The organism is Pseudomonas sp. HPB0071 (assembly GCF_000478505.2).
In the GTDB taxonomy this organism is placed as follows: domain Bacteria; phylum Pseudomonadota; class Gammaproteobacteria; order Pseudomonadales; family Pseudomonadaceae; genus Chryseomonas; species Chryseomonas luteola.
On record NZ_KI517367.1, the window covers coordinates 3,686,942 to 3,712,587 of the forward strand.

Below are 25,646 nucleotides of genomic sequence, written 5' to 3' on the forward strand. Positions count from 1 at the left end.
CTTTATTTGCCGGTATTTCTACTTAGCAGGAGCGGGAGCATGTCCACACCCTTTGCCCAAATGCTCGATAACATCACGCCGGAAATCTACGAGAACCTAAAACGCGCTGTAGAAATCGGTAAATGGCCGGATGGCCGCAAGCTGACGCGCGAGCAGGTCGAGCTCAGTTTGCAGGCAGTCATTGCCTATGAGGCCAGGCATGTCCCGGAGGACCAGCGAGTCGGCTACATGGGACCACAGGAATGCAGCTCAAAGTCCGAGCCGATTCCCAATCTTCTTTTCAAGTCCGACGCGATTCACTGATCTTCGCATCACTGCAGTTCCAAGCGCCGCGGCCCTACAGCCGTGGCGCTTTCATTTTAAAAGGTAGTGCAACACCATGACAGAGTTAGGGCGCGGCGCGCTAAGCAAGATGATGGTGCGTCTCGGCGAGCCCGTGCAGTATTCGTTTCGACTGGGCGAAACAGAGGTTCCCGTCAACCCGCTGATTGGCGAAAGAATCCGTCTGGAGTACCTGGGTGAAATCCATTGCACCCATTGTGGCCGCAAGACCAAGAAGAGCTTCGGTCAGGGTTACTGTTATCCCTGTTTTACCTCCCTTGCCCAGTGCGACAGCTGCATGATGAGTCCTGAGAAGTGCCATTTCGAGCATGGCACCTGTCGCGAGCCGGAGTGGGGAGAGTCTTTTTGCATGACGCCCCATATCGTCTACCTGGCCAACTCCTCAGGGCTTAAGGTCGGCATTACGCGTGCCAATCAGATCCCTACTCGCTGGATTGACCAGGGGGCTCATCAGGCGCTAGCCATCTTGCGTGTGGCTACCCGGCAGCAGTCGGGTCTGGTGGAGGACCTTTTTCGTAGCCAGGTAGGAGACCGCACCAACTGGCGCGCTATGCTCAAGGGAGAGGCAGAGCAGGCGGACCTCGCTGCGCTGCGCGACCAGATTCTGGATGCCTGTACGCAAGGGATGCACGTGCTTCAGGAGCGTTTTGGCCTGCAGGCGATCCAACCAATAGTCGACATGGAGCCGCTTCAGATTCATTATCCGGTTACGGTGTATCCCACCAAGATTGTTAGCCACGATCTGGAGAAGACGCCTGTAGTAGAAGGCACACTGCTTGGTATCAAGGGTCAATATCTGATGTTTGATACCGGGGTCATTAATATTCGCAAATACACAGCTTACCAGCTGGCCGTGCATCATTAAGCCGCCGCGGTACAACCGCCGTCGTGAATTAGCATAAGGGTTACGTCATGCGCACCGAGCAACCGAAGACGATACATCTCAAGGACTATCAGGCCCCTGAGTACCTCATTGACGAGACGCATCTCACGTTCGAGCTGTTCGATGACCATACGCTCGTTCATGCCGAGTTGCATATGCGGCGTAACCCTGACCGAGGCGCCGGTCTGCCACCCCTTGTTTTGCAGGGGGAGGAGCTTGAGCTGTTGAGCCTGTCGGTCAATGCCGAGCCCCAGACGCCTAATGAGTATCAGGTCGAGTCCGATCACCTGACGATCCAGCCCTGTGGCAACAACTTCACTCTCAGCACCACTGTACGCATCCATCCGGAAACCAATACGGCGCTGGAAGGCCTGTATACCTCTGGCAAGATGTTCTGTACGCAGTGCGAGGCCGAAGGTTTCCGCAAGATCACCTACTACCTCGACCGCCCGGATGTGATGAGCGTATTTACCACAACCATCAAGGCGGACAAGGTCAAGTATCCGATCCTGCTTTCCAATGGCAATCCGATTGCCAACGGTGAGGAAGAAGGCGGACGTCACTGGGCGACCTGGGAAGATCCCTTCAAGAAGCCGTCCTACCTGTTCGCGCTGGTAGCCGGTGATCTCTGGTGTATTGAGGATACGTATACCACGGGAAGCGGACGCGACGTAGCCCTGCGGATCTATGTGGAGCCGGAAAACATCGGCAAGCTGCAGCATGCCATGGACAGCCTCAAGCGCTCCATGCGCTGGGATGAGGAAGTCTATGGCCGTGAATACGATCTGGATATTTTCATGATCGTTGCGGTGAACGACTTCAACATGGGCGCCATGGAAAACAAAGGGCTGAACATTTTCAATTCCAGCGCTGTTCTGGCAAGCCCGGACACTGCCACAGACGCCGCGCATCAGCGGGTCGAGGCTATCGTTGCCCATGAATACTTCCATAACTGGTCGGGTAACCGTGTCACTTGCCGTGACTGGTTCCAGCTGTCCCTGAAGGAAGGCTTCACCGTATTCCGTGATGCCGGATTCTCCTCCGACATGAACTCGGAAACAGTCAAGCGTATTGAGGACGTGGCTTTTCTGCGGACCAATCAGTTCGCAGAGGACGCCGGTCCGATGGCACACCCGGTGCGCCCGGATTCCTTTATCGAGATCTCCAACTTCTACACCCTGACTGTCTATGAAAAGGGTGCTGAGGTGGTGCGCATGCTGCACACTTTGTTAGGTGCAAATGGTTTCCGCAAGGGGACCGATCTGTACTTCGAGCGCCATGATGGCCAGGCGGTCACTGTCGAGGATTTCGTCAAGGCCTTGGAAGATGCTAACGGCGCCGACTTCACTCAGTTCAAACGCTGGTACAGCCAGTCCGGTACACCGCGTCTGGAGGTGGCTGAAGCCTTTGATGAACAGGCCAAAACCTATACGCTGACCTTCCGCCAGAGCTGCCCGCCAACCCCTGGCCAGCCCACCAAGGAGCCCTTTGTAATTCCGGTTAAGTTAGGGCTGCTGGGGGGGCAAGGGCAAGAATTGCCGCTACGTCTTGCTGGTGAGACGGAAGACACTGTAACGGATCGCGTGATTGCCGTAACCGAGGCCGAGCAGTCCTTTACGTTCGAAGGTATTACGGAAAAACCGCTGCCCTCATTGCTGCGCGGATTCTCCGCACCGGTCAAGCTTAGCTTCCCCTATACGCGTGAGCAGCTGATGTTCCTCATGCAGCACGATTCCGACGGGTTCAATCGTTGGGATGCTGGTCAGCAACTGGCTGTACAGGTCTTGCAGGAGCTGATCATTCAGCAGCAGAAGGGTGAGGTGATGGTACTCGACCAGCGTCTTGTCGAGGCGCTGCGCACGGTACTGGAAGACGAGCGCCTGGATCAGGCTATGGTGGCAGAAATGCTGGCGCTTCCAACGGAGGCGTATCTGGTCGAGTTGTCTGAGGTCGCCGATATCGATGCTATCCATGCTGCCCGTGACTTCGCTCGTGATGAGTTGGTTAAGGCGTTGTATGAGCCGCTGTGGAAGCGCTATCAGGCGAACCGCGAAACCTCACGCAATACGCCGTATGTTGCCCAGGCGGATCATATTGCCCGCCGCAGTTTGCAGAACATCGCACTAGGCTATCTCATGCTGAGCCGCAAGCCGGAAGTGGTTGCAGCTGCTCAGGAGCAGTTCGACAACTGTGACAACATGACGGAACGCCTGGCGGCGCTGTCAGCCTTGGTAAACTCTGACTTCGAGGCGGAGAAGACCGAGGTGCTGGAGCGCTTTGCCGAGCGCTATAAGAATGATCCGCTGGTCATGGATTCCTGGTTCAATGTGCAGGCGGCCAGTTACCGTCCGGGTGGTTTAGACCGCGTCAAGGCATTGATGGGGCATCCTGCCTTCACCTTGAAGAACCCCAACAAGGTTCGTGCACTTATCGGCGCCTTCGCCAACCAGAACCTGATCAATTTCCATCAAAAGGACGGCAGCGGTTATCGCTTCCTGGCTGATCAGATCATTACGCTCAATGCCTTGAATCCGCAGATTGCATCCCGCCTGCTAACGCCGTTGACCCGCTGGCGCAAGTACGATGAAACTCGCCAGCAACTCATGCGTGGGGAACTGGAGCGGATCATGGCAAGCGGTCAGCTCTCGAGCGATGTGTATGAGGTGGTAAGCAAGAGCCTGGCATAACGTAAATGCTTGGGTAGCAGGCCTGAAGGATGGGCCTGCTACTTCCGGCTGATGCCTATAAGTGATGAGCAGGCGGACGCTTGCCGTGACAGTTCGGGCGAGTTCGCTACCGCTTGCACGCTTCTGCCATAAGTGATGTTTATTCTTTCCTGGCATTCTGGTCGCGCGGACTTTCCCTGGTGTCGCTCCATAACGCCTGGGTATCGACATGAGATACCTTTGCGCCAATCGGCGTACAGCTGACCCGTCAGCGGGGCTGATTGCAATCTGTTCGAAACCGCAAAAACCTGTAGGACATACGTGTAAGAAACGCTTCCTAAAGAAATCGTGCTTCAGTCACTGCTCCCGGATGTGCGCCCAGCGGATAGCCAGACGTTTGAAAAAATAAAATGATCACGAGTGGCGCTCGGTTCGTGTGAGCGCCACTGGACGGTGATGCCCGGCAGCATGGCTTAGTCAATAAAGCGAGGCGTCGGCCCCTGGATTCTTAACGTACTCAATCCGTTGCCCTGTTTGCATACCTGCACCTGGACAGGAATACGCTCATGCATTTCCTGGACATGGGAAATGACAGCAACCTTGCGGCCTTGAGCTTGAAGTCCGTCTAATGCGTCCATGGCAAGCTGTAGCGAATCAGGGTCAAGGCTGCCAAAGCCCTCATCAATAAACAGCGACTCGATCTTCAGGTTAGTCGACGCCATGGAGGCGAGACCCAGGGCCAGTGCCAGTGAAACGAGAAATGTTTCTCCACCGGACAGAGAATGTACCGAGCGCAGCTCATCGCCCATTTCGGTATCCATAACCAAGAGCCCTAGCGCACTGCCGCCTCGCTTGAGCCGATAGCGGCGGACCAGCTGCTGGAGTTGAGCATTGGCATGATGGATCAGCAGATCCAGATTGTAGCCTTGAGCAATCTTGCGGAAGGTATGACCATCGGCAGAGCCGATCAGCTCGTCCAGCTTGGCCCAGCGAAGATACTCCGCGCGGGCGCTCTCGATCGCGTTCAGCAACTCAGCGCTTTGTGTGCGCCGACGGTTGTCTTCAGCGATTTCAGCCCGTAGTTCGGCATGGCGTTCCTGAGAGGCCTGGTTGAGTTGGCTCAGCTCTGTCCAGCGCTGCTCCAGTGTCTCCTGCTCAGGAAGGTCGGCCCGCTCGGTCCGGTGGGCTGCCAGACGGTTTTCACGCTCTTGAACGACCACGTCAGCCTCATTGACAGCCCGTTCCAGGGTCTGCATCTGCCGGCGCAAGGCAGTGTGCTCACGGTCATCAATACCCAGCAGTCGAGTCAGCAGTGTCTCGTCAAGCGTACTGTGCTGGGCCCGCCAGGCCTCAAGCTCGACGAGAAGTAGACCATGTGCGGAGTCCAGCTTTTGCGCTTCGCCTCGCTTGAGTTCAACAGTATGGCGTAATTGCTCATGGCTCAGATTGGCCTCACTCCAGGCTTCCCTGGCTTGACTCTCTGCTTGGCGTGCCTGTTCAACGGATTGGTTCAATGCCTGTTGCCAGGCATGGGGGCTGGCATGTTCACCCAATGTTGTCTGAAGGCGCAGCTGACCACTCGTCAATTGTTCTTCCAGTGTTGCCAGCAGACTGGAAAGCTTTTCGTGCTGCTGAAGTCTGGTCTGCTGTTGATAACGCTCACGTTCGAGGTCGGACGTACAGGTCGTCAATGTCTTTTCCAGCTCCTGTTTGCGTAGCAGGTGATGGTGTCGAGCTTCTATGAGTGCTTCCAAGCGCGTAAACGTAGGCTGGGGCTGCTGTTGCCAATGTTCCAGCCAGGGTGCAGGCAGTAGTGCAGTGAGCTCAGCCAGCTCCTGAGCGTGTCGAAGCTCATCCTGCTGGATGGCTTTCAGGTGTTCTTCCAACTCCCATGCGGCCTGCTGGCTACGCTCGCGGGCGGTTTGCCAACGCTCCTGTAAGCCATCGATTTTTTGCTGATGATTCAATAGGAACTGCAGGCGCGTTTCTTCGGTCTGGATGCGCTTGCTGAGTGCTGTCAATTGTTCGTTCAGCCAGAAAGAGCGATGCTCCTCAGGTTGGGCGAGAAGTGTCTTGCCTTCCGGGTGGCCTCGCAGCTGCTCATGTATTCCCAACTGCTGTGCGGTCAGCTGTTCTTCTTGCTGCTTGAGATCCTTGAGTCGTTCATTCAGACCGGCAACAGCGCTTCGTAGACCAATCAGGCGTTCGTACAGCTGTTGCACATGTAGTCGAGCCTGCTCTTCTTCCCGAGCTTCATGGGAGGCTATAGCCTTTGCCAGAACACTCTCCTGATGAAAAGGATGCTCCTGGCTACCGCACACAGGGCAGGGCTCGCCCTCTACGAGTTGGGCACGCAGCTTTTCCACGCTTACGCTACGCATCAGCCGTTGCCGCTCAAGCACGGCAAGGGTGAGCTTGAGGTCGCGCTCGGCTTCGGCGTGCTCTGCAGCGGCGCGTTTACCCTCGGCTATGGTGTGGGCCCGCTCCTGCAAGAGCGCTGTCTGCTTTTCCTGATTACTGAGCCAATAGCCTTCGAGCTCTTCTCCTTGTTGCCAGAGATAGATGAGTCGTTCCAGTGAGCTGAGCAGGGGGCGGCTGGCCTGTTGCTGTTGCGTCAGCGCCTGGATTTGCTCGCTCAGGTTGCCTTCCGCGCCGGATTCCTGCTGGAGCGTCTGGATGGCTGTCTGATAAGTATCGGCCTCTTCCTGGGCTTTTTTTACAGCAGCCTGTAACTGGGGAATGCGCAGGCGGGACCCCGCCAAGCGCTCGCCGAGCTGCAGGTTCTGCTGAAGGCGAGGTCGGTAGGCTGACCAGGCATCACATAATGCTGACAGTGCCTCGCTTGCCTGAAGCTGTGTGGCTATCTGCTCCAGTGCCTGACGTTGCTCCACCTCGGTAGCCGCCAAGGCATTGATCCTTGCCAGGGATTCGCGTTGAAACGAGTCCTCTTGACGCCACGCCTCGCGGGTCTGCTGGACGTCGATCTTGAGGCGGCTGAGGTCGTTCTCTTCCTGAAAAGCCTGTTGCAGTGAATCGGCACTTTGATGCAGGGCTTCTTCCGCTGTTTGGCGACGAGTTTGAGCGTGCTGCTGGCGTTCTGTCAACTCGTCCAGGCGTTGTTCAAGCGCTTGTTTCTGCTGTTCAAGCTGTATGAGGTGGGCCGTCAGCTGGCCCATGTCATGCTCAAGCTGCGCCTTCTGCTGATAGCGATGACGCTGTGGTAGCAACTGATCAAGCCAATGAAGCGTCTGGCGCGCCTCTGTATGCTCATCGTGTTGCTGCCGCACTGTTGTACGCATTGTCTGCGCCTGAGCAAGTTCCTGCTCCAATCGCTTCAAATCCCTTAACCAGCGCCGCTGCTGTTCCACCTCACCAAGCTCGACCTGAATGCGGGCCAAGGCTTCCAGCGTGCTCTGGCATTGGGTTTCGAGTGCTGTGCGGCCAGCGTCGTCCAGGGGGCGGATACCACCTGCTTGCTGTTCCAGTTGATCAAGGGATTGCCGAGCCTGTTTCGCCCGTTCGAAGGCGCGTCGGCCAAGCTGGCTATAGATCGCAGTATCGGTCAATTTTTCCAAGAGTTCGCTGCGGCCGTTGTCGTCCGCTTTCAGAAAGGCGCTGAACTCGCTTTGCGCCAGTAGCACTGCGCGGGTGAACTGTTCAAAGGTGAGGCCCAGGCGCTGCTCAAGCTGGGTTTTGAATTCGGCTTTCTTGTCGGCTGTCAACAGCTGCTGTGTGTCCAGGTTCCGCAGGCTCTGGCGGCTGGGCTGAAGTTTTCCATCCGCTCTGTCTCGAGCGCGATTGGCTTCCCAGCGTGCACGGTAGCGATAACCGTCGATACCCAGGAAGTCCACTTCAGCATAGCCTGCACCACTACCGCGGCGAAGAAGGGTGCGTGGATCGCCTGTAGCAATTTCGTTGTCGCCGTCTGGCACCTTGGCTTCCTTGCGCACATTGCTAAGGCGTGGCACTTCACCAAACAGCCCTAGCGAAAGGGCATCCAGCAGTGTGCTCTTGCCTGAACCGGTTGGGCCGGTAATGGCAAACAGGCCGGTGCTGGCAAGGGGTTCAGCGGTGAAGTCCAGCTCATGCGGGCCGGCAAGAGAGGCAAGGTTCTTCAGGCGAACGGCTAGAATCTTCATGCCTGTTCTCCCAGTGCGATGTCTTCAAGCAACTGGGTAAAATCGTCCAGTGTGGACGATTCTGGCACTTGCCCATAGGTATCCTGCCAGGCACGGCTGAAAAGCTCTTGTGGCGTCAGTTGCTCCAGCGCCACCAGCTCCGGCGACTCGCTAGAAGTACTGACGGCTCCCGCGTATTGCACGCCGATCCGTACGAGGCGCAGCGATTTTCTTTCAAGAGCAGACTCCAGCCGCTGCCGTAGATCGGGTTGGGGTGCGTCGAGTATGACTCTGACTTCGAGCCAGGGAACCAAGTGGCTTTCGGGTGTATTGAAGAGGTCGATTTCGGATTGGCTTTTGAGATGCTCAAGGATATCTGCCAGTGGTGCAGGGCCCAGGCGCACCATGTCCACGGCTCGCGGGATCCGAATGCTCTCGACAGTCTTGAGCGCGTCTCCTTCGAACTGAACGCCAAGAATCTGGTGAGGATAGTCCACTTCCGCGAACGAGAGGGGAAGGGGAGATCCGCTGTACCGGATACGCTCCTGCTTGGCTACCTTTTGCGGCTTATGCAAATGACCCAATGCCACGTAGGCAATGCTTGGTGGAAACAGAGAGGCAGGTTGAGCTTCGGCATTACCAACAATAATATTGCGCTCTGAATCCTCCGATACCTGGCCTCCCGCCAAGTGTGCGTGGCTCATGGCAATAAGGGCCTGGCCTGGTGTGCGAAGTGTTTCAGCGTGGGCAATCAGCTCTGCGTGTACCTTGGCGATACCCTCCATATAGGTACCATCACTTCCCCCCGTTACTTCTGCCGGTCGTAAAAAAGGCAGGGCTAGGCACCAGGCTCTGATCGCGCCGTTTGCATCGGTAAGCGGAACCATTAGCCGCCTGGCATCCAGCGAGCCGTCATCCAGCCAGAGCACTCGCCCTAACGCATGGGTCCGCAGGCTGCGCATGAGCGGAGCGGGGAGTTCGATCCGGGCTCCAGAGTCATGGTTGCCTGCAATCATCACCACCGTTAGCGTAGGAAGCGCCAGGTGTGCCTGTACGATAAAGTCATAGAGGCGCTCCTGCGCCTTGACCGGCGGGTTGATCGTGTCGAAGACGTCGCCAGCGATGAGCAGGGCGTCGGGGCGGCGTGCCTTGAGTTGTGCCAACAGCCAATCGAGAAAACAGGCGTGTTCGAAGTCGCGATCCTGACCATGAAGGGTCTGGCCAAGATGCCAGTCGGAAGTATGAAGAATACGCATGGTGTTCCTGTTCAGGCGTGTGGTCGAGGCGTTGCGCCCGGACCATCAGCGCGGGTATAGCGGTGGCAGTGAGCCAGGCTCCTGTTGTACGGGCTGCGTAGAGGGTGGTAAAGCCTGGAACGCCTGCCACAGTGTCTCGCCTTGCCAATGCTGTCCGCTTTCGCTGTAAAGCGCGCCGTTAAGGTCATCCAGAGCGACAGAAAGCGGATCGAAGCGGGCTGCCATTTCTGCCAGGGTTTCTGGCTGTTGTCGAGCCCAGGCATCGAGCGCCTGACGCGTGGCATGCGGATCGTTAGCCTGGCAGGCGCGTCGCAAATCATCGAGCAGCGTGCGTGGGCTCGGGCCGGCAGGAGCCATTTTAATAATGGCGGGCAGTTGGCGGGCTCGCCACCATAGCCCGAAACCCAACAGTGTGGTCAGAAGCAGAATAAAACTGGCCAGCTGCCATGGCCAGAGAGGTAGTCGCTTCCCGTTCACACTGGTAGAGGCCTGCCCTGGGGACGGTGGCATTAGGGCCGGGTCGGCAGCGACGGTAAGGGTATGGGTAGGTAGCTGTGTATGCTCAAGTTGGTCGGTCCGAGTATTCCACCAGACAACTTCCAGAGCAGGTAGAGTGATGTCGCCGCTCCGGTTGGGTACGAGCGCCTCCCGCTCCTCGCGACTGCCGACCAGGCTTTGATCCTGCACGTCGTTGGTCAGCTTGGCCTGGTCTGGATAGCGGCGAAGCCCGTCTACAATCGGCTGCGGCAGAGGCGGCAGCTGTGCACTGGACAGGCCTTCTGCCTTGAGAAGAAGGTGGCGTGTTAATACGGCGCCCTGGCGCGCTTCTTCCGGCTGGGGATTCCACGCTTCGCTCAGCTCGATATGACGTGCCGGTAGCCAGGGTGCGTCAGCAGGATAATCGGCAGGCTTGGCTTTGACGTGAATGGGAATCTCGCTGGTATCCACGCGTATTACCCGACCCGGCCTTGAGCTGAACGGAGACGACTGCTGACCACTGGTTGAGGTATCAACCGCCGTGGCACTGAACGACAGGCTGGGGATGCGTAATAGACCGCTTTGCTGCGGAAAAATGGCATAGCGAATCTCGATAACACCATGTCTCACGCCGCCGATGGTCTGCTCATACGTCCTGGGCTCTCCCAAAGGCTCGACGCGCGCTGATGGCATGTTCAGCGTACTGAGGTTACTGTCATCGTAAAGCGGTACGGAGTGGAGGATGCGTAGCGTCAGGACCAGCTGCGCCTGCACATAAACGGTTTCCTGATCCACCGTAGCATCGATAAAGACCGGCTCCAGGTTTTGGGCGCTGGGGGTGAGTGTCGAAGTTTCGTTGACATGCAGCGTAATCGACTGGCTTCGCACCCCACTAAGGGTCAGCGGGGGAATCACTACGATTCCGCGCTGCCGCGGTTGAAGCATTACGATCCAGCGGGTGATAGGCTCGCTTTGATCGGGACCCGTACTCAACTGGTTGATCTGGCGTGTGCCGAGAATATCGAACTGGGGCTCCAGAGGAGACAGATCCGGTTTGCCGAAAAGCGTCGGATCGCTTGATTCGAGGACAAGCTCGAAGGTCTCGCCAGGTACGAGTTGGGTATGGTCCACGCGAGCCGTAAAGTCTGCCCCCCAGCCAGGCAGACTGACCAGTAGAAGCAGGGTGAGCGCAATACGGACTAGGCTCATGGTGTTCTATTTTCCTGTTTTTGTTGCTGCTGATGCCAGAACTTGCGGCGTAACAGCTCTGCGGGATCGTCTGGTATTTCCCTTAGCCATTGTTCCAGTGACTGCCTGCGTTCCTCGCTCAGTACGTTCGAGTGAGGCTGGGACAGAAGGTCGTCGTTCTCTTCCTCGGTCTCGACGGCCTCGCTATTGCTGGCTTCGCCTGGAGTTTGGCCAACGGGTTGCCCTGATTCGTCATGGTTCGACGCAGCCCTTGGCTCATCAGTGGCGTCACTGTTTTGCGGTGAGGGTTGGGCTTGGGTGTCGGACTGACTGTGCTGGTCGTCACTTCCTGCTTCATTGGGCGTGGCGTCCTGAGCGGTTGCCTGTTCCTGTTGCTGTTTGAGCAAGGCTTCTACCAGGGCTCTGTTATGGAGGGCCTCGGGAAAATTGCTTTGCAGCCTGAGTGCTTGGTCATAAGCGTCCAGCGCGCCAGTCAATTGACCGGCTTTGGCCAGGGCGTTAGCGCGGTTGTAGTGATCTACTGCACTGTTGCCCTGGGCAAAGGTTTTGGCAGCCTCTTCATATTGACCTGCTTCGTATTGGGCGACACCACGCCATTCACGATTCTCGAACCGTCGAGCGGCTTCGTCAGGACGTTGCGCTTCAAGCAAGCGGGCGCCTTGCTGATCCTTGCGCAACCAGAGATCTTCGAACGCAAACGCGTGAGCGGGAGGTGGCATGACAAACAGCAAAAGCGGTATACACAAGAGCCAGCCTTTTCGCCCTGCGCATGCAGCCAGAATCAGCACGGGGATAAGCAGCCAGTAGCCTTGGTCGACCCAGGCATCCAGGCGTACCTGTTCCTGTCGCTCGGCTACGGTGTCCGGTGTGTCGAGCAGACCCAACGCGCGGAGGTCACGCTCATCGGGCTGTTGGCGCTGATACTGCGCACCCACCGATTGAGCGAAGCGGAGCAAGGTAGCCTCATCCAGGCGTGACAGCAGGATATTACCTTGATTGTCGGTCAGATAGCCGCCTTCTTCCCGCGCCATCGGCGCACCTTCAAGTGTCCCCATACCCAGCATAAGCAAGGGAACCCTATAGCTGGATAGCGCTTCACGTATGCCTTTCTGTTCCTGGTTGCTGAGCTGGCTGGTTATTAGTAGGACTCGTCCTTCTGTACCGCTGCCTTGCCGGAGTAGCTGCAGTGCCTGGCGTACCGCTAAATCCGCACGCTCGCCGGCTTCTGGCATGATCGCCGGACGCACGGCTTCCAGCAGGCTTTGTGCCGTATGCAGGTCGTTGGTCAGCGGGACCAGGACATGACTGCTGCCGGCATAGACGACAATGGCAGTTTCAGCATCCCGACGAGCCGCCAACAGGTCCAGAATGGTGTGCTGGGCCTGAATCAGGCGAGAAGGGGAAACGTCCGAAGCCAGCATGTCCGGCGTCATGTCGAGCACGATAACCAGCGGATCGGTACGTATATAAGCCGGCTGCTCTGCGCGTTGCCAGCTGGGGCCGCTCAATGCCAGGATTGCCAGCGCAGCGCCAAGACCAAACAGTAACAACGGCAGGCGTTGGGTATCTCTGGATGGCGTGGTCAGCAGCCATTCGTGAAATGCCGTTGGCAAAAGCCGTTGCCAATGTCCTACGCGACGCGGACGATGCCACAGCTTCCAGAGGAGCCAGAGCAGCACGGGGAATGCTAGAAGCCAGAGAGGACGCGACAGGTGTGGAATCAGCGACATCATGTCTGCCTCCTCCCGCGCGCCTGTGCGTAGGCACGCAGCCGAGGAATACGCCGCCAGGGTTTCGGCCAGATATGCAAGGCAGCGGCGATCAGGCTGGTCAGAAGGGCAAGACTCAGTGGCCAGTAAAAGAGCGCTTTGGCTGGACGTACACGGGTGGGCTGTTGTGCAATCGGCTCGAAGCTGTTGAGTTCATTCGAGATGGCGGACAGCTCTTCCTGCGAACGGGCACGGAAATAGCGGCCTCCGGTTTCCTTGGCAATGGCTTTGAGTGTGTCCTCATCCAGATCCAGGCTGCTGAAACCGAATAGGCTCGAGAGACTGGCCTGTTGTGGGTCGGCACCAATCCCGATGGCATAGATCCGTACATGCTCTTCGGCGGCCAGGCGAGCAGCGATCAATGGATCGACGCGGCCACCGTTATTGGCGCCATCCGTAATCAAGACCATGACTCGACTATTTTCCGGACGCATCCTCAAATGCTTTACCGCCAGGCCAATGGCGTCACCGATAGCGGTGTTCTTGCCTGCAATACCTACCAGGGCCTCATCGAGCAGGGCATGGACCGTCCGGCGATCAAAGGTGAGCGGCGCCTGCACATAAGCTTGCGAACCAAAGAGGATAAGACCGATGCGATCACCCGTGCGGCCTTCGATAAAATCGCCGATCAGATGCTTTACCAGGGTGAGGCGGCTGATGTCTTCTCCCTTCCAGGTCATGTCGGGATAATCCATGGAGCCAGACACGTCAACGGCCAGCAAGATGTCTCTGCCACTGGTAGGAAGCGGAAGGGGTGAACCCACCCATTGGGGACGAGCTGTTGCTGCCAGAAGCAGCACCCAGATCAATACAAACGGCAACTGCCGCTTCAGGGCAGGCAGACGTGTATGGGCGCGGTGTCCTGCAAGGTGCTCAAGTTCTTTCAGAAAACTGACCTTGAGTGCTGACTCCTGGCTTTGCGCAGGCGGCAATATCAGCCTGGCCACCCAGGGCAAGGGTGCCAGGAAAAATATCCACGGCCAGGCAAATTCAAACATGTTTGCGAATCCATATGCTGACCGCGGCGTAAAGGCCATCGATGGTCTTGTCGTCCAACCGGCAGTCCGGGCGATAAGCGCCTTCTACCAAGACCATCCAGCGTGTCAGGCCAGCTGCCGTACACCGGGTGTCGAGAAAGGCCAGCCAGGCGCGCCCGCTCAATGTCTGGCAGTGGCTGTCGGGATAGCGGGTCATGCACAGCCGTTTGAGCAGGGCATTGAGACTTTGCAGCCAGGGCCCGGCGGATTCGCCATAGGGACGGGGCATTTGTGCCAGCTCAAGCAGTGCCGCCCGGCGAGGCCCCTCCAGTTGCTCTTCTTCTGAAACAGGCTGCTCCACAGACGTCTGGCGCCGATGCCGCCATACCATGAATGCTGCAGTAGGTAACGCCACTAACATGACCAGCGCTATCCACCAGCCGGGTGCCAACGGCCAGAACGAAACGGGCTCGGGCCTGACCAGAGGGGCCAATTGATCGAGCGGGTTCATTGTTGGTAGCCAGGCTGATGCTGGTGCAGATGCTTGCGCAGCTGCTCAATCAGGTCGTAGGAAGTAGAAAGCGGAAGCAGCGGGATACCCAGTCGCTGGCTTAGGCGTGTCCAGCGCTCCCGACGCTGCTTTGCCTGCTGCAGGTAGGCATTCGACAGCGTGCCGTTCAGGGTGTCGATTTCAAGCTCGGTGTCGTGCTGGGCGAAGCGAAGAAATCCGGCTGCTGGCAAACGGTGGTCCAGCGGATCGGAGACCGGTAACAGAACCAGGTCCGTATGGCGAGACGCCAGGGCCAGTTGCTGCTCCGCGGCCTCGCTCAGGCTACGCTCATCGCATAGGATCAATGCCATGCTGCCTGGACGCAGTACTTCACGTGCGCGCCGCAGCACCAATGAAAAGGCGTCGCTCGGAAGTTTGGGTTCGGTCTGGTCCATAAGACTGTGATTGGCCTTGATCAGATGATCGAACAACCTCAGCAGGTTTTGCTTGCTGCGCCGTGGACGCACGTCGTGAAAGCCGTCATCACCAAAAACCATGCCGCCAATGCGGTCGCTATGACCCAGTACGGACCAGCCGATTAGGGCAGCTGCCTGTGCCACCAATACCGATTTGAACACGCGCTCCGAGCCAAAGAACAAGCGTTGGCTCTGTTCAATCAGCAGATAGACAGGGCGCTCACGCTCTTCGTGAAACAGCTTGGTATGTGGCTCGCGGCTTCTGGCGGTCACACGCCAGTCAATGGTGCGGACGTCGTCGCCTGGTTGATACACCCGTACCTGATCGAAGTCCACGCCGCGACCCCGCAGGCGTGAATGGTGAACGCCAATGAGCGGGCTGCGTCGCCCGGCGGCCGCGAACAGTTTGACCTCTGGAACGCGGTGTCTCATGTCGATCAGCTCGGTCAGGCTGATACTGACGCTGCGCGGCGTGCCCATGGTGCTATGCAACGGCCACGACGTCGAGAATACGTTGCACAACGCGATCATGGTCGACGCCGGCCGCTTCGGCCTCGAAGGAGAGGATTATGCGGTGTCGCAGAACGTCGAACAGTACCGCCTGGATGTCTTCCGGACTGACGAAATCCCGCCCCGCAAGCCAGGCATGTGCGCGAGAGCAACGATCCAGCGCGATGGAGCCCCGCGGACTCGACCCATAGCTGAGCCACTGTGCCAGTTCGGCATCGAAGCGTGCCGGTGTCCGTGTCGCCATTATGAGCTGGACAAGATACTCCTCGACCGCGTCGGCCATATACAGCGAAACAACCTCCCGTCTGGCCGCAAAGATGGCCTCCTGCGTCACCTGATTAGGCGCCTTCGTTTCCCCGTGTAATGCCTCGCCTCGTGCCTGCGCCAGGATCCGTCGTTCAACGCTGGCATCCGGGTAACCAATCTTGACATGCATGAGGAACCGGTCGAGCTGGGCCTCCGGCAGCGGGTAGGTTCCTTCCTGCTCGATAGGATTTTGTGTAGCCATGACCAGGAACAACGGCGGTAAGTCATAGGTGGTGCGGCCAATACTGACCTGGCGCTCCGCCATGGCTTCCAGCAGGGCGGACTGTACCTTGGCCGGTGCTCGGTTGATCTCGTCTGCCAACACGAGATGGTGAAAGATAGGGCCGCGCTGGAATTCGAAGTTACCGCTGTCGGCTCGATAGATCTCGGTACCGGTAATGTCGGCCGGTAATAGGTCCGGAGTGAACTGGATGCGATGAAACTCGGCTTCCAGTCCGTCGGCGAGATCTTTGATTGCCTTGGTTTTCGCAAGTCCGGGAGCGCCTTCTACAAGAAGATGCCCGTCGGCGAGCAGTGCGATCAACAAACGCTCGATAAGCTTTTCCTGGCCCAGGATCTGGCTGGACAGGTAATTGCGTAGCGAGATCAGCGCTTCACGGTGTTCCATTAATACTTCCTGGAAAAATGGCAAGGATGAAAGCCTCGGCAGGGCGTTACTTTAATCCATTCCCATGCACTACACCTAACCTCTAGCGGCGTTTGGCTAGTACACGGAAGATCAATGGTCTTGCAAAGGCTGCAGGCGGTATTTTGACGAAATTTTGATTCCTGATCCGGCATTCTTACGCTTTTTGAACGGGCTGCGTATCAATGACGCTGAATAGGCGCGCCGGAAAGCTGGCTGCTATTGCAGGTATTGCGCTGATTGCAGCGGCCTGCGTTCCACTTTGGAAACACTTCTTCCCTGTCCAGGCCGCTAATGGCTGGGAGTACTCAATCTATCGCCAGGATATTCCTAACGTCAGTGCGCTGATCAGGGATGAGGCAGGCACTCTGTATGTAACGGAAGAGTTCCAGGATGGAAAGGGAAGAGTCATGACGCTTTCTCCCGATGGGACGTTAAATCCTTATGTCGAAGGTCTTTCCAAGCCTGATGGCCTGACGCTCTTTCAAGGGGGTGTGGTGTATAGCCAGGAGGCTGACCGACATCCCGTCATCTGGCAAAAGGGCGATCAAATACGCGAGCTGTTCATGGGAAACGATGTCGAGGAAGTCTCAACCGACGGACACTACCTCTACGCCATCGAAGATCTGCATGGCAACGGGCGATTGCTGCGCTATGACCCAAGCACCCAGGCGGTGACCATTCTGCGGCAGGGCCTTGATCAGGCAGAAGCCGTCGCACCTTGCCCGGACGGCTCGCTGTTCTATCTCGAAAAGCAGAAGGGTGAAATCCACCAATGGCAAGCCGGTGGCCAGGACCCTATAGTGCTCACCGGTTTGAATGCGCCTGGCTTCATGGTGTGCACCACGGAGGGTGTTTGGATTACGGAAGACGCCACGCACATGGCCCGGCTGCTGCTACTCGATCGGCAGGGCAGGGAGCATGTAATCCTGAGTCATCTTCGCTCTGCCCAGACCCTTCTGCCATCACCTGACGGCAGTTTTCTGCTATCCGAGCAGGGACGCAACCGCATCCTGAAACTCCAACGCACCAAAGAAGGCGCTTAAACAATGCAACAACCGGACGCCAAACGACCCGCTAATCCAGGGCGCAGGCCTATACAGCCAACTATTGCCAGTCATCTGGTCTTTACGCTGGGGAGTGCGCTGGCCTTGCTGGTCATGTTCGCCCTGCTGCGGCTGGCCTTGCTGGCTTACAATCATGAATCCATTGGCGATACGCCTGCCGGCGAGTTCATCGAGGCGTTTATCAACGGTGCTCGCTTCGACCTGCGCCTGATTGCATATATCTGTGTGCCGCTACTGCTTTCACTGCTCAGCGTGCGTGCCATGGCGGCTCGCCGTCTGCACTGCGTCTGGCTCACGGTCGCTGCAAGCCTTTGCCTGTTCCTGGGTGTGGTGGAGCTGAACTTCTACCGGGAATTTCATCAGCGCCTGAATGGCTTGGTGTTCCAGTACATGCAGGAAGATCTCAAGACCGTATTCAGTATGATCTGGTACGGCTTTCCTGTTGTTCGCCTTCTGCTGGCCTGGCTGGTAGCAGCGTTGTTGCTGGGATGGATGTTTCATCGTATCGAGCGGGCGACGCGGCCGAAGGTTGTCGCTTCGGACAGCACGGGAGCCCGCCCGGTTGCTTCACCTGCCTGGTATGCGCGGGGCGCGGTATTCGTGGTCTGTCTGCTGGTGGCGGTCGTTGTCGTACGTGGCACGCTGCGCCATGGCCCACCGCTGCGCTGGGGGGATGCCTATACAACGGAGTCGATGTTTGCCAATCATCTAGGGCTTAATGGCACTCTGACGCTTATCAATGCGGCAGAGCACTCCTTCTCTGACCATCGGGACAACACCTGGAAAGCGACCCTGCCCGAGGATGAGGCGCTGAAGACCGTACGCAGCATGTTGCTCACACCTCGTGATCAGCTGGTGGATGCCGATACCGCTGCCATTCGTCGCGTCTATACACCCGCGCCCGAAACCAGGCTGCCGGGTGTACGCAATGTTGTCGTCATTCTGATGGAGAGCATGGCGGGCCGGTACATTGGTGCGCTGGGCAGTACGGATAACATCACGCCCAATTTCGATGCGCTAAGCAAGGACGGCCTGCTGTTTACCCGTTTCTTTTCCAACGGCACTCACACCCACCAGGGGATGTTTGCCACCATGGCCTGCTTCCCGAACCTGCCGGCTTTCGAATACCTCATGCGGATGCCGGAGGGCAGTAACAAGTTTTCGGGACTGCCGCAGATGCTCAGCCCGCGCGGCTATAATGATGTCTATGTCTACAACGGAAGTTTCGCCTGGGACAATCAGTCTGGCTTCTTTAGCAACCAGGGTATGACCTCTTTCGTAGGGCGTGACGACTTTGTTAATCCGGTCTTTATCGATCCAACCTGGGGTGTCTCTGACCAGGACATGTTTGCCCGCTCGGCTGAAGAACTCAGCAAGCTCGAAAAGCAGGGCAAGCCGTTTTATGCCCTGCTGCAAACTCTTTCCAATCACACCCCTTACGCGTTACCCAAAGACCTGCCGGTTGAGCGTGTAACCGGACACGGTTCGCTGGACGAGCATCTGACAGCGATGCGCTACGCGGACTGGTCGCTGGGCCAGTTCTTTGCCGAGGCGCGCAAGCAGCCCTATTTCAAGGACACCCTGTTTGTCATCGTGGGCGACCACGGTTTCGGTGCGCCGGAACAGTTGACGGAAATGGATCTTTTCCGCTTCAACGTACCGCTGCTGCTGATTGGGCCTGGTGTACAGGAAACTTTTGGCAGCCGCCGCGATACGATTGGTAGCCAGGTCGACATAGTGCCCACCATCCTCGGCCGCTTGGGCGAGCCGGCCCGCCATCAATGCTGGGGGCGGGATTTGCTGGACCTGCCAGCAGGCGATCCTGGCGTTGCGGTTATTAAGCCGTCAGGAGGCGAGCAGACCGTGGCCATCGTGTCGGGTGACGATATTCTGGTGAAGCCCAAGGATCTTGACGCACGCCTGTATCGATACGAGTTGGGCGCTATCCGTCGTGCGGAAGTGGTCAATGATGCAGACAAGGCCTCTGCCATGCAGCACAAGCTGGATGCTTTCCTGCAAACCGCAACCGACAGCCTTTTGAGTAACACGACCGGTGTGACGCCGGCGACCCAGATTCCCTCCTCGAAGTAATCGTTCTGGCGCAGCGGCAAACGCTGCGCCATTCCTTTCCCAAACCCCATCTGCAACAGGTATGAACGAAGATGTCGCGGCACCGAATGCAGCGGCGGCAGCTTCGTTTTAAGCTTTTACCCGGCTGAAGTCGCTGCTGCCAAAAATGTCAGGGGCTTCAGTTGCAATAAAGTTGAACTCGAGCTGAACACCCTGGGTCCTCGTCCTTGTATGTAGGCACCAGGCGTGCAAAAAACGAATAAAGCCCAGATGGAGTACAACCATGGCGTTTTTTACCGCTGCCAGCAAAGCGGACTTTCAACACCAGTTACACCTTGCTCTTGCTCAGCATGTGGACGAGCCGACGCTCTCCAGGCTGACACCCTTCGCTGACCAGTTCTTCGGAATTGTCGCGTTGGAAGAACTGACCCAGCGCCGTCTTTCGGACCTTGTTGGTTGTGTACTCTCGGCCTGGCGCTTGTTGGAGCGTTTCAATCCGGTTCAGCCGCAGGTCAATGTATTCAACCCTGAATACGAGCGGCATGGTTGGCAGTCTGCCCACACGGCGGTAGAGGTCCTGCATGCCGATATCCCGTTCCTGGTTGACTCGGTCCGCATGCAGATCAATCGATCCGGACACAGCGTACATACCCTGCAGAACAGTGTGCTGAGCGTACGCCGTGATGAGACAGGCCGTCTGCTGGAGGTACTGCCCAAAGGTACCCAGGGAGAGGGAGTCAGCCAGGAATCAGTCATTTTCCTTGAGATCGATCGCTGTGCTTCAGCCAGCGACATGAAGGCGCTTGAATCAGCCCTGCTTGAAGTGCTGGGCGAGGTACGCCTGGCCGTGAACGATTTCAACCCCATGAAACAGCGTGTAGCGCATCTGCTCGATCAGCTGGATACCATGGCGGGGCCAAATGTGGCAGCAGAAGAGCTGGACGAGGTGAAGACCTTCCTGGCCTGGCTCAACGATAACCACTTCACGTTCTTGGGATACGAAGAATTTACCGTCGAGAACGAGGGTGAAGGTGGTCGTATTTTCTATGACGAGTCCTCTCTGCTGGGGCTTTCGCGGCAGCTGCGCATAGGCCTTACTGCCGAAGACGCTCATATCCAGACCGAGTCTCTGCAGTATTTCCGCGAGCCTTTGCTGCTCTCGTTTGCCAAAGCTGCGTTGCCAAGCCGGGTACATCGTCCGGCCTATCCCGATTTTGTCTCTATCCGTCAGTGCGACGAGCAGGGGCATGTCATTCGTGAACACCGGTTCATGGGGTTATATACCTCCAATGTCTATAACCAGAGCGTCGAAGCCATTCCCTTTATCCGGCGCAAGGCGGCGGAGGTCAGACGTCGGGCCGATTTCGGTGCCAGTGCGCACTTGGGCAAGGAACTGGCGCAGGTGCTTGAAGCGCTGCCTCGTGATGATCTCTTCCAGACGCCGGTAGATGATCTTTTCGCCACGGCGATGTCCATTGTGCAGATCCAGGAGCGCAACAAGGTTCGCGTCTTCCTACGCCGAGATCCCTACGGCCGCTTCTATTACTGCCTGGCCTATGTACCGCGCGACATCTACTCCACCGAGGTCCGTCAGCGCATGCAGCAGATCCTTATGGAGCGCTTGCATGGCACCGACTGCGAGTTCTGGACCTATTTCTCCGAATCCGTTCTGGCGCGTGTTCAGTTCATCCTGCGTATCGATCCGGGCCAGAAGCCGGAAATTGATCCTTCGCGTATCGAAAAGGAAATGGTGCAGGCGTGTCGGTCCTGGAAGGACGACTATGCGAGTCTGATCATCGATACCTTGGGCGAGGCGCAGGGTACAGCTGTACTGGCCGATTTCCCTCAGGGTTTCCCGGCCGGTTATCGTGAGCGTTTCGCGCCGCATCTGGCGGTGGTGGACATGCGGCATCTGCTGAACCTGTCGGAAAGCCGCCCGCTGATCATGAGCTTCTATCAGCCGCTCGGTTACAGCGGCGGCGACAATGTCCTGCATTGCAAGCTCTATCATGCGGATACGCCGCTGGCCTTGTCGGATGTATTGCCAATCCTTGAAAACCTTGGCTTGCGCGTATTGGGTGAGTTTCCTTATCACCTGCGCAAGAAAGATGGACGCGAATACTGGATCCACGATTTTGCCTTTACCACGGTGGCGGGGTTGCATGTGGACCTGCAACAGCTCAACGACACCTTCCAGGATGCGTTCATCCATATCGTCAATGGCAGCGCCGAGAATGACTCCTTTAACCGGCTGGTCCTGACGGCCGGGCTGCCCTGGCGTGATGTGGCCCTGCTACGTGCCTACGCGCGTTATCTCAAACAGATTCGCATTGGGTTCGACGTTGGCTACATTGCCAGTACGCTGAACAATCATGTGGACATTGCACGCGAGCTGACACGCCTGTTCCGTATGCGCTTCTATCTGGCGCGCCGCATGAGTCCGGAAGATCTGGAAGACAAGCAACAGCGTTTGGAGCAGGCAATCCTTGCAGCGCTGGATAACGTGGCAGTGCTCAACGAAGACCGCATCCTGCGTCGTTACCTGGATCTGATCAAGGCAACGCTGCGAACCAACTTCTACCAGCCAGACGAAAATGGCCAGCCCAAGGGCTATTTCAGCTTCAAGTTCAATCCGCGTGCGATCCCCGAACTGCCCAAGCCTGTACCGCGATTTGAGATTTTCGTGTACTCGCCACGTGTGGAAGGCGTCCACCTGCGAGGCGGCAAGGTTGCTCGTGGCGGTCTGCGTTGGTCGGATCGGGAAGAGGATTACCGTACAGAGGTGCTGGGCCTGGTAAAGGCGCAGCAGGTCAAAAACTCGGTAATCGTACCGGTAGGAGCAAAAGGTGGATTCGTACCGCGGCGTCTGCCTGTAGGCGGTAGCCGGGACGAGATCCTGGCTGAGGCAATAGCGTGCTACCGCATCTTTATTTCCGGTTTGCTGGATATCACGGACAACCTGAAAGAGGGTGAAATCGTTCCGCCGGTGGGTGTTGTGCGTCAGGACGATGACGATCCTTATCTGGTCGTGGCAGCCGACAAAGGCACGGCGACCTTCTCGGACATTGCCAATGGTATTGCGGCTGAATACGGCTTCTGGCTGGGTGATGCGTTCGCTTCTGGCGGTTCGGCAGGTTACGATCACAAGAAAATGGGTATCACCTCGCGGGGTGCCTGGGTTAGCGTACAGCGGCATTTTCGCGAGCGGGGCATTGACGTCCAGAAAGACCCAGTCACGGTACTGGGGATAGGCGACATGGCCGGCGATGTATTTGGTAACGGCCTGCTGCGCTCGGAAAGCCTTGAGCTGGTAGCGGCATTCAACCATCTACATATCTTTATCGACCCAAACCCCGATGCTGCCCGCAGCTTCGCCGAGCGCCAGCGTCTGTTTGACCTGCCACGCTCCAGCTGGACGGACTATGACGCCAGCCTGATTTCCGAGGGTGGCGGCATTTTCTCGCGTAGTGCCAAGCGAATTGAAATTTCGCCGCAGATGAAAGAGCGCTTCGATATCCAGGCCGATCAGCTGACGCCTAACGAGCTGATTCATGCACTGCTCAAGGCTCCGGTCGATCTTATCTGGAACGGCGGTATCGGTACTTACGTCAAGGCCAGCTTCGAATCCCATGCGGATATCGGAGACAAGGCCAACGATGCGCTACGGGTGAACGGCAACGAGTTGCGCGCCAAGGTGGTAGGTGAGGGCGGTAACCTGGGCATGAGCCAACTGGCACGGGTCGAGTATGGTCTCACTGGTGGCGCATGCAATACCGACTTCATTGATAATGCCGGCGGCGTGGACTGCTCTGACCATGAGGTCAACATCAAGATTCTCTTGGGTGATGTGGTGTCCTCTGGCGACATGACCCTGAAACAGCGTAATCAGCTGATGGGCGAGATGACCGATGAGGTTGGTGAGCTGGTCGTCAACAACAATTACATGCAAACCCAAGCGCTGTCTCTGGCGGAGCGTCGTGCACGGACGCATCTCATGGAGTACAAGCGTCTCATCGTGGACCTGGAAGGCCGTGGCAAGCTTGACCGCGCATTGGAGTTCCTGCCCTCTGATGATGTTCTGGCAGAGCGCGCCAGCCAAGGCATAGGCCTGACCCGCGCCGAGCTTTCGGTGCTGATCTCTTATAGCAAGATCGATTTGAAGGAGCAGTTGCTCAAGTCGAGCGTGCCGGACGATGAGTACCTTAGCCGCGACATGCATACTGCGTTCCCGCAGCGCCTGACTGAGGAGTTTGGCGAGGCGATGCAGCGGCATCGTCTGAAGCGCGAGATCGTGAGTACCCAGATCGCCAACGATCTGATCAACCATATGGGTATCACCTTTATCCAGCGCCTCAAGGAGTCCACCGCCATGAGCGCGGCGGATATCACGCGTGCCTATGTTGTGATGCGAGATGTCCTGCATCTGCCTCATTGGTGGCGTCAGATCGAAGCGCTGGACTATAAGGTTCCGGCAGATGTTCAGTTGAGTCTGATGGATGAGTTAATGCGCTTGGGGCGTCGTGCGACGCGCTGGTTCCTGCGCAGCCGTCGCGGTGAGCTGGATGCTGCGCGTGATGTTGCTCACTTCGGGCCACGTGTTGCCGCGCTGGGCGTTCGTTTGAACGAACTGCTCGAGGGCGAGCCACGCAGCCAGTGGGAAGGGCGGTATCAGCATTACATCGATCAGGGTACGCCGGAGCTACTGGCGCGTGTGGTGGCGGGTACGACGCACATCTATACGCTTTTGCCCATCATCCAGGCGGCTGACGTGACCGGGCATGATCCTATCCAGGTAGCCTCTACCTGGTTCGCTGTTGGCAATGCGCTCGACCTGACCTGGTATCAGCAACAGCTCAACGAGTTGCCGGTTGAAAATGCCTGGCAAGCATTGGCGCGTGAAGCGTTCAGAGATGAACTGGATGCACAGCAGCGCATCATCACGATTGCGGTTTTGCAGATGCCTGAGGCACCTGAAGATAACGCTGCGCGGCTGGCCCTATGGATGGAGCACAACCGTACCATGGTGGAACGCTGGAGAGGTATGCTCAGTGATGTGCGTGCCGCCAGCGGAAAGGATTTCGCCATGTATGCGGTGGCAGCCCGTGAACTAATGGACTTGGCTAGTCTGGGTTCTGCCACGAGTTCGACGATGTAAGTCGCACCATCGATAAAAAACCCCGCCGAGGCGGGGTTTTTTATGAGCTATTTAATTTCAGCCAATCCTTTGAGCAGCGCCTTGTGAAAGCGCTCGGGATCCTGGATTTGTGGTGCATGTCCCATGTCATCAAATTCGATTAGTGTGGCATGGGGAATTGTCTTGGCTGTCTGCTTGCCTAGGGTCGTGTAATCACCCAGCGCCTTCTGCACCTCTGGGGTGGCTGCGTCCTTGCCAATGGCGGTATTGTCCTTGGTGCCTATCATGAGCAGCGTTGGCATGCGCAGCTGATCAAATTCATAGACCACCGGCTGGGTATAGATCATGTCGTACAGCAGGGCCGAATTCCAGGCTACGACCTGCTTGCCTTCACCACGATACAGCCCGGCCAGCATATCGACCCAGCGATCGTATTCAGGCTTCCACTGGCCGGCGTAATAGGTGTTCTGTTCGTACTTGCGAATACCTTCAGCGCTTGTTTTGAGCTCCCGCTCGTACCATTGATCAACACTACGGTAAGGCACACCTTTGGTTTTCCAGTCTTCAAGGCCAATGGGGTTAACCATGACCAGCTGCTCGACCTGGCTGGGGTAGAGCAGGGCATAGCGGGTAGCCAGCATGCCACCGGTGGAATGACCTAAAACTGTGACCTTGTCTACACCCAGATGCTCGAGAAGCGCGTGGGTATTCACCGCCAGCTGCTGAAAGGTATATTGATAGTGTTCAGGTTTGGTAGATTTACAAAAACCAATCTGGTCCGGCGCTACGACCCGATAACCGGCCCCGCTCAGTTGGGCTATGGTCGTTTCCCAGGTTCCGGCACAAAAGTTCTTTCCATGCATTAACACCACGGTGCGCCCGTTAGGTGTTGCGGTAGGCTTCACATCGATGTAAGCCATTTGCAGGCGTTGATTTTGGGATGTGAACTCAAACTCACTTACCGGGTAAGCGTATTCGAAACCTTCCAGACGTGGACCATAGGCGGCATCGGCAGCCAACGCCGAATGTGTCAGGGTAGCTAGCAGCAAAGCAGGGGCGAGGCGCGCGAACATGGATAACTTGCTCCTTGGGATGATTCAGCCGTTTCGACTTACCCTAGGTAACTAATAGTTCCGCAGTCCACCAGCACTGTTTGACAAGACATGTACAACAGGAAAGCTCTAGCAGGCGGATCACAGATTTTTAGCGCTATCCCGATCAATCACACTTGTACAATAACGTACCTATGC

At 57.2% G+C, this 25,646-nt stretch carries 15 protein-coding genes; 6 read left to right on the forward strand and 9 right to left on the reverse strand.

What is annotated here, in order from left to right; genetic code table 11:
* The first annotated feature begins 39 nt into the window (after nt 1-39).
* The 3 genes from HMPREF1487_RS17205 (at nt 40) to pepN (ending at nt 3,912) form a co-directional block, all read left to right on the forward strand.
* The gene (locus HMPREF1487_RS17205; protein ID WP_010797960.1) at nt 40-303 is read left to right on the forward strand and encodes a YeaC family protein; all 264 of its coding nucleotides are present in this window, start codon (nt 40-42) and stop codon (nt 301-303) included.
* A gap of 76 nt (nt 304-379) precedes the next feature.
* Nucleotides 380-1,207, forward strand: coding sequence for a DUF2797 domain-containing protein (locus HMPREF1487_RS17210; protein WP_010797961.1), 828 nt, complete (start codon nt 380-382; stop codon nt 1,205-1,207).
* 47 nt (nt 1,208-1,254) lie between these two features.
* A complete protein-coding gene (gene pepN / locus HMPREF1487_RS17215; RefSeq protein WP_010797962.1) occupies nt 1,255-3,912 on the forward strand; it encodes an aminopeptidase N in 2,658 nt (885 codons plus the stop codon).
* A 452-nt stretch (nt 3,913-4,364) separates the two neighbouring features.
* On the opposite strand, the gene HMPREF1487_RS17220 is transcribed toward pepN, so the two are convergent.
* The 8 genes from HMPREF1487_RS17220 to HMPREF1487_RS17255 are packed head-to-tail and all read right to left on the reverse strand — an operon-like array spanning nt 4,365 to nt 16,107.
* Complete coding sequence (locus HMPREF1487_RS17220) at nt 4,365-8,030, reverse strand: AAA family ATPase (protein ID WP_010797963.1); 3,666 nt, start codon at nt 8,028-8,030, stop codon at nt 4,365-4,367.
* Nucleotides 8,027-9,265, reverse strand: coding sequence for an exonuclease SbcCD subunit D C-terminal domain-containing protein (locus HMPREF1487_RS17225; RefSeq protein WP_010797964.1), 1,239 nt, complete (start codon nt 9,263-9,265; stop codon nt 8,027-8,029). Before HMPREF1487_RS17225 ends, HMPREF1487_RS17220 begins: the two co-directional genes overlap by 4 nt.
* A gap of 45 nt (nt 9,266-9,310) precedes the next feature.
* Entirely contained in the window at nt 9,311-10,951 is a 1,641-nt protein-coding gene (locus tag HMPREF1487_RS17230) for a BatD family protein (RefSeq protein ID WP_010797965.1), read from the reverse strand.
* Entirely contained in the window at nt 10,948-12,681 is a 1,734-nt protein-coding gene (locus tag HMPREF1487_RS17235) for a VWA domain-containing protein (protein ID WP_010797966.1), read from the reverse strand. Before HMPREF1487_RS17235 ends, HMPREF1487_RS17230 begins: the two co-directional genes overlap by 4 nt.
* Nucleotides 12,681-13,718 (reverse strand): vWA domain-containing protein, encoded by a 1,038-nt coding sequence (locus HMPREF1487_RS17240; protein ID WP_010797967.1) that lies wholly within the window; start codon nt 13,716-13,718, stop codon nt 12,681-12,683. Before HMPREF1487_RS17240 ends, HMPREF1487_RS17235 begins: the two co-directional genes overlap by 1 nt.
* On the reverse strand, nt 13,711-14,208 hold the full coding sequence (locus tag HMPREF1487_RS17245; protein WP_010797968.1) for a DUF4381 domain-containing protein: 498 nt from the start codon (nt 14,206-14,208) through the stop codon (nt 13,711-13,713). Before HMPREF1487_RS17245 ends, HMPREF1487_RS17240 begins: the two co-directional genes overlap by 8 nt.
* A complete protein-coding gene (locus HMPREF1487_RS17250) occupies nt 14,205-15,143 on the reverse strand; it encodes a DUF58 domain-containing protein (protein WP_010797969.1) in 939 nt (312 codons plus the stop codon). The genes HMPREF1487_RS17245 and HMPREF1487_RS17250 overlap by 4 nt, the downstream gene beginning before the upstream one ends.
* A 4-nt stretch (nt 15,144-15,147) precedes the next feature.
* Nucleotides 15,148-16,107, reverse strand: a complete 960-nt coding sequence (locus HMPREF1487_RS17255) for an AAA family ATPase (RefSeq protein WP_010797970.1) — start codon at nt 16,105-16,107, stop codon at nt 15,148-15,150.
* Between the two features lie 203 nt (nt 16,108-16,310).
* Here HMPREF1487_RS17255 and HMPREF1487_RS17260 point away from each other — a divergent pair, with 203 nt between their 5' ends.
* The 3 genes from HMPREF1487_RS17260 (at nt 16,311) to HMPREF1487_RS17270 (ending at nt 24,417) form a co-directional block, all read left to right on the forward strand.
* Complete coding sequence (locus HMPREF1487_RS17260; RefSeq protein ID WP_010797971.1) at nt 16,311-17,171, forward strand: NHL repeat-containing protein; 861 nt, start codon at nt 16,311-16,313, stop codon at nt 17,169-17,171.
* Nucleotides 17,172-17,174: 3 nt separating this feature from the next.
* Entirely contained in the window at nt 17,175-19,283 is a 2,109-nt protein-coding gene (locus HMPREF1487_RS17265) for an LTA synthase family protein (protein WP_010797972.1), read from the forward strand.
* 262 nt (nt 19,284-19,545) lie between these two features.
* A complete protein-coding gene (locus HMPREF1487_RS17270; RefSeq protein ID WP_010797973.1) occupies nt 19,546-24,417 on the forward strand; it encodes an NAD-glutamate dehydrogenase in 4,872 nt (1,623 codons plus the stop codon).
* Nucleotides 24,418-24,464: 47 nt separating this feature from the next.
* Here the strand turns inward: HMPREF1487_RS17270 and HMPREF1487_RS17275 are convergent, their stop codons facing one another.
* A complete protein-coding gene (locus HMPREF1487_RS17275) occupies nt 24,465-25,469 on the reverse strand; it encodes an alpha/beta fold hydrolase (protein ID WP_010797974.1) in 1,005 nt (334 codons plus the stop codon).
* Nucleotides 25,470-25,646: the final 177 nt, after the last annotated feature.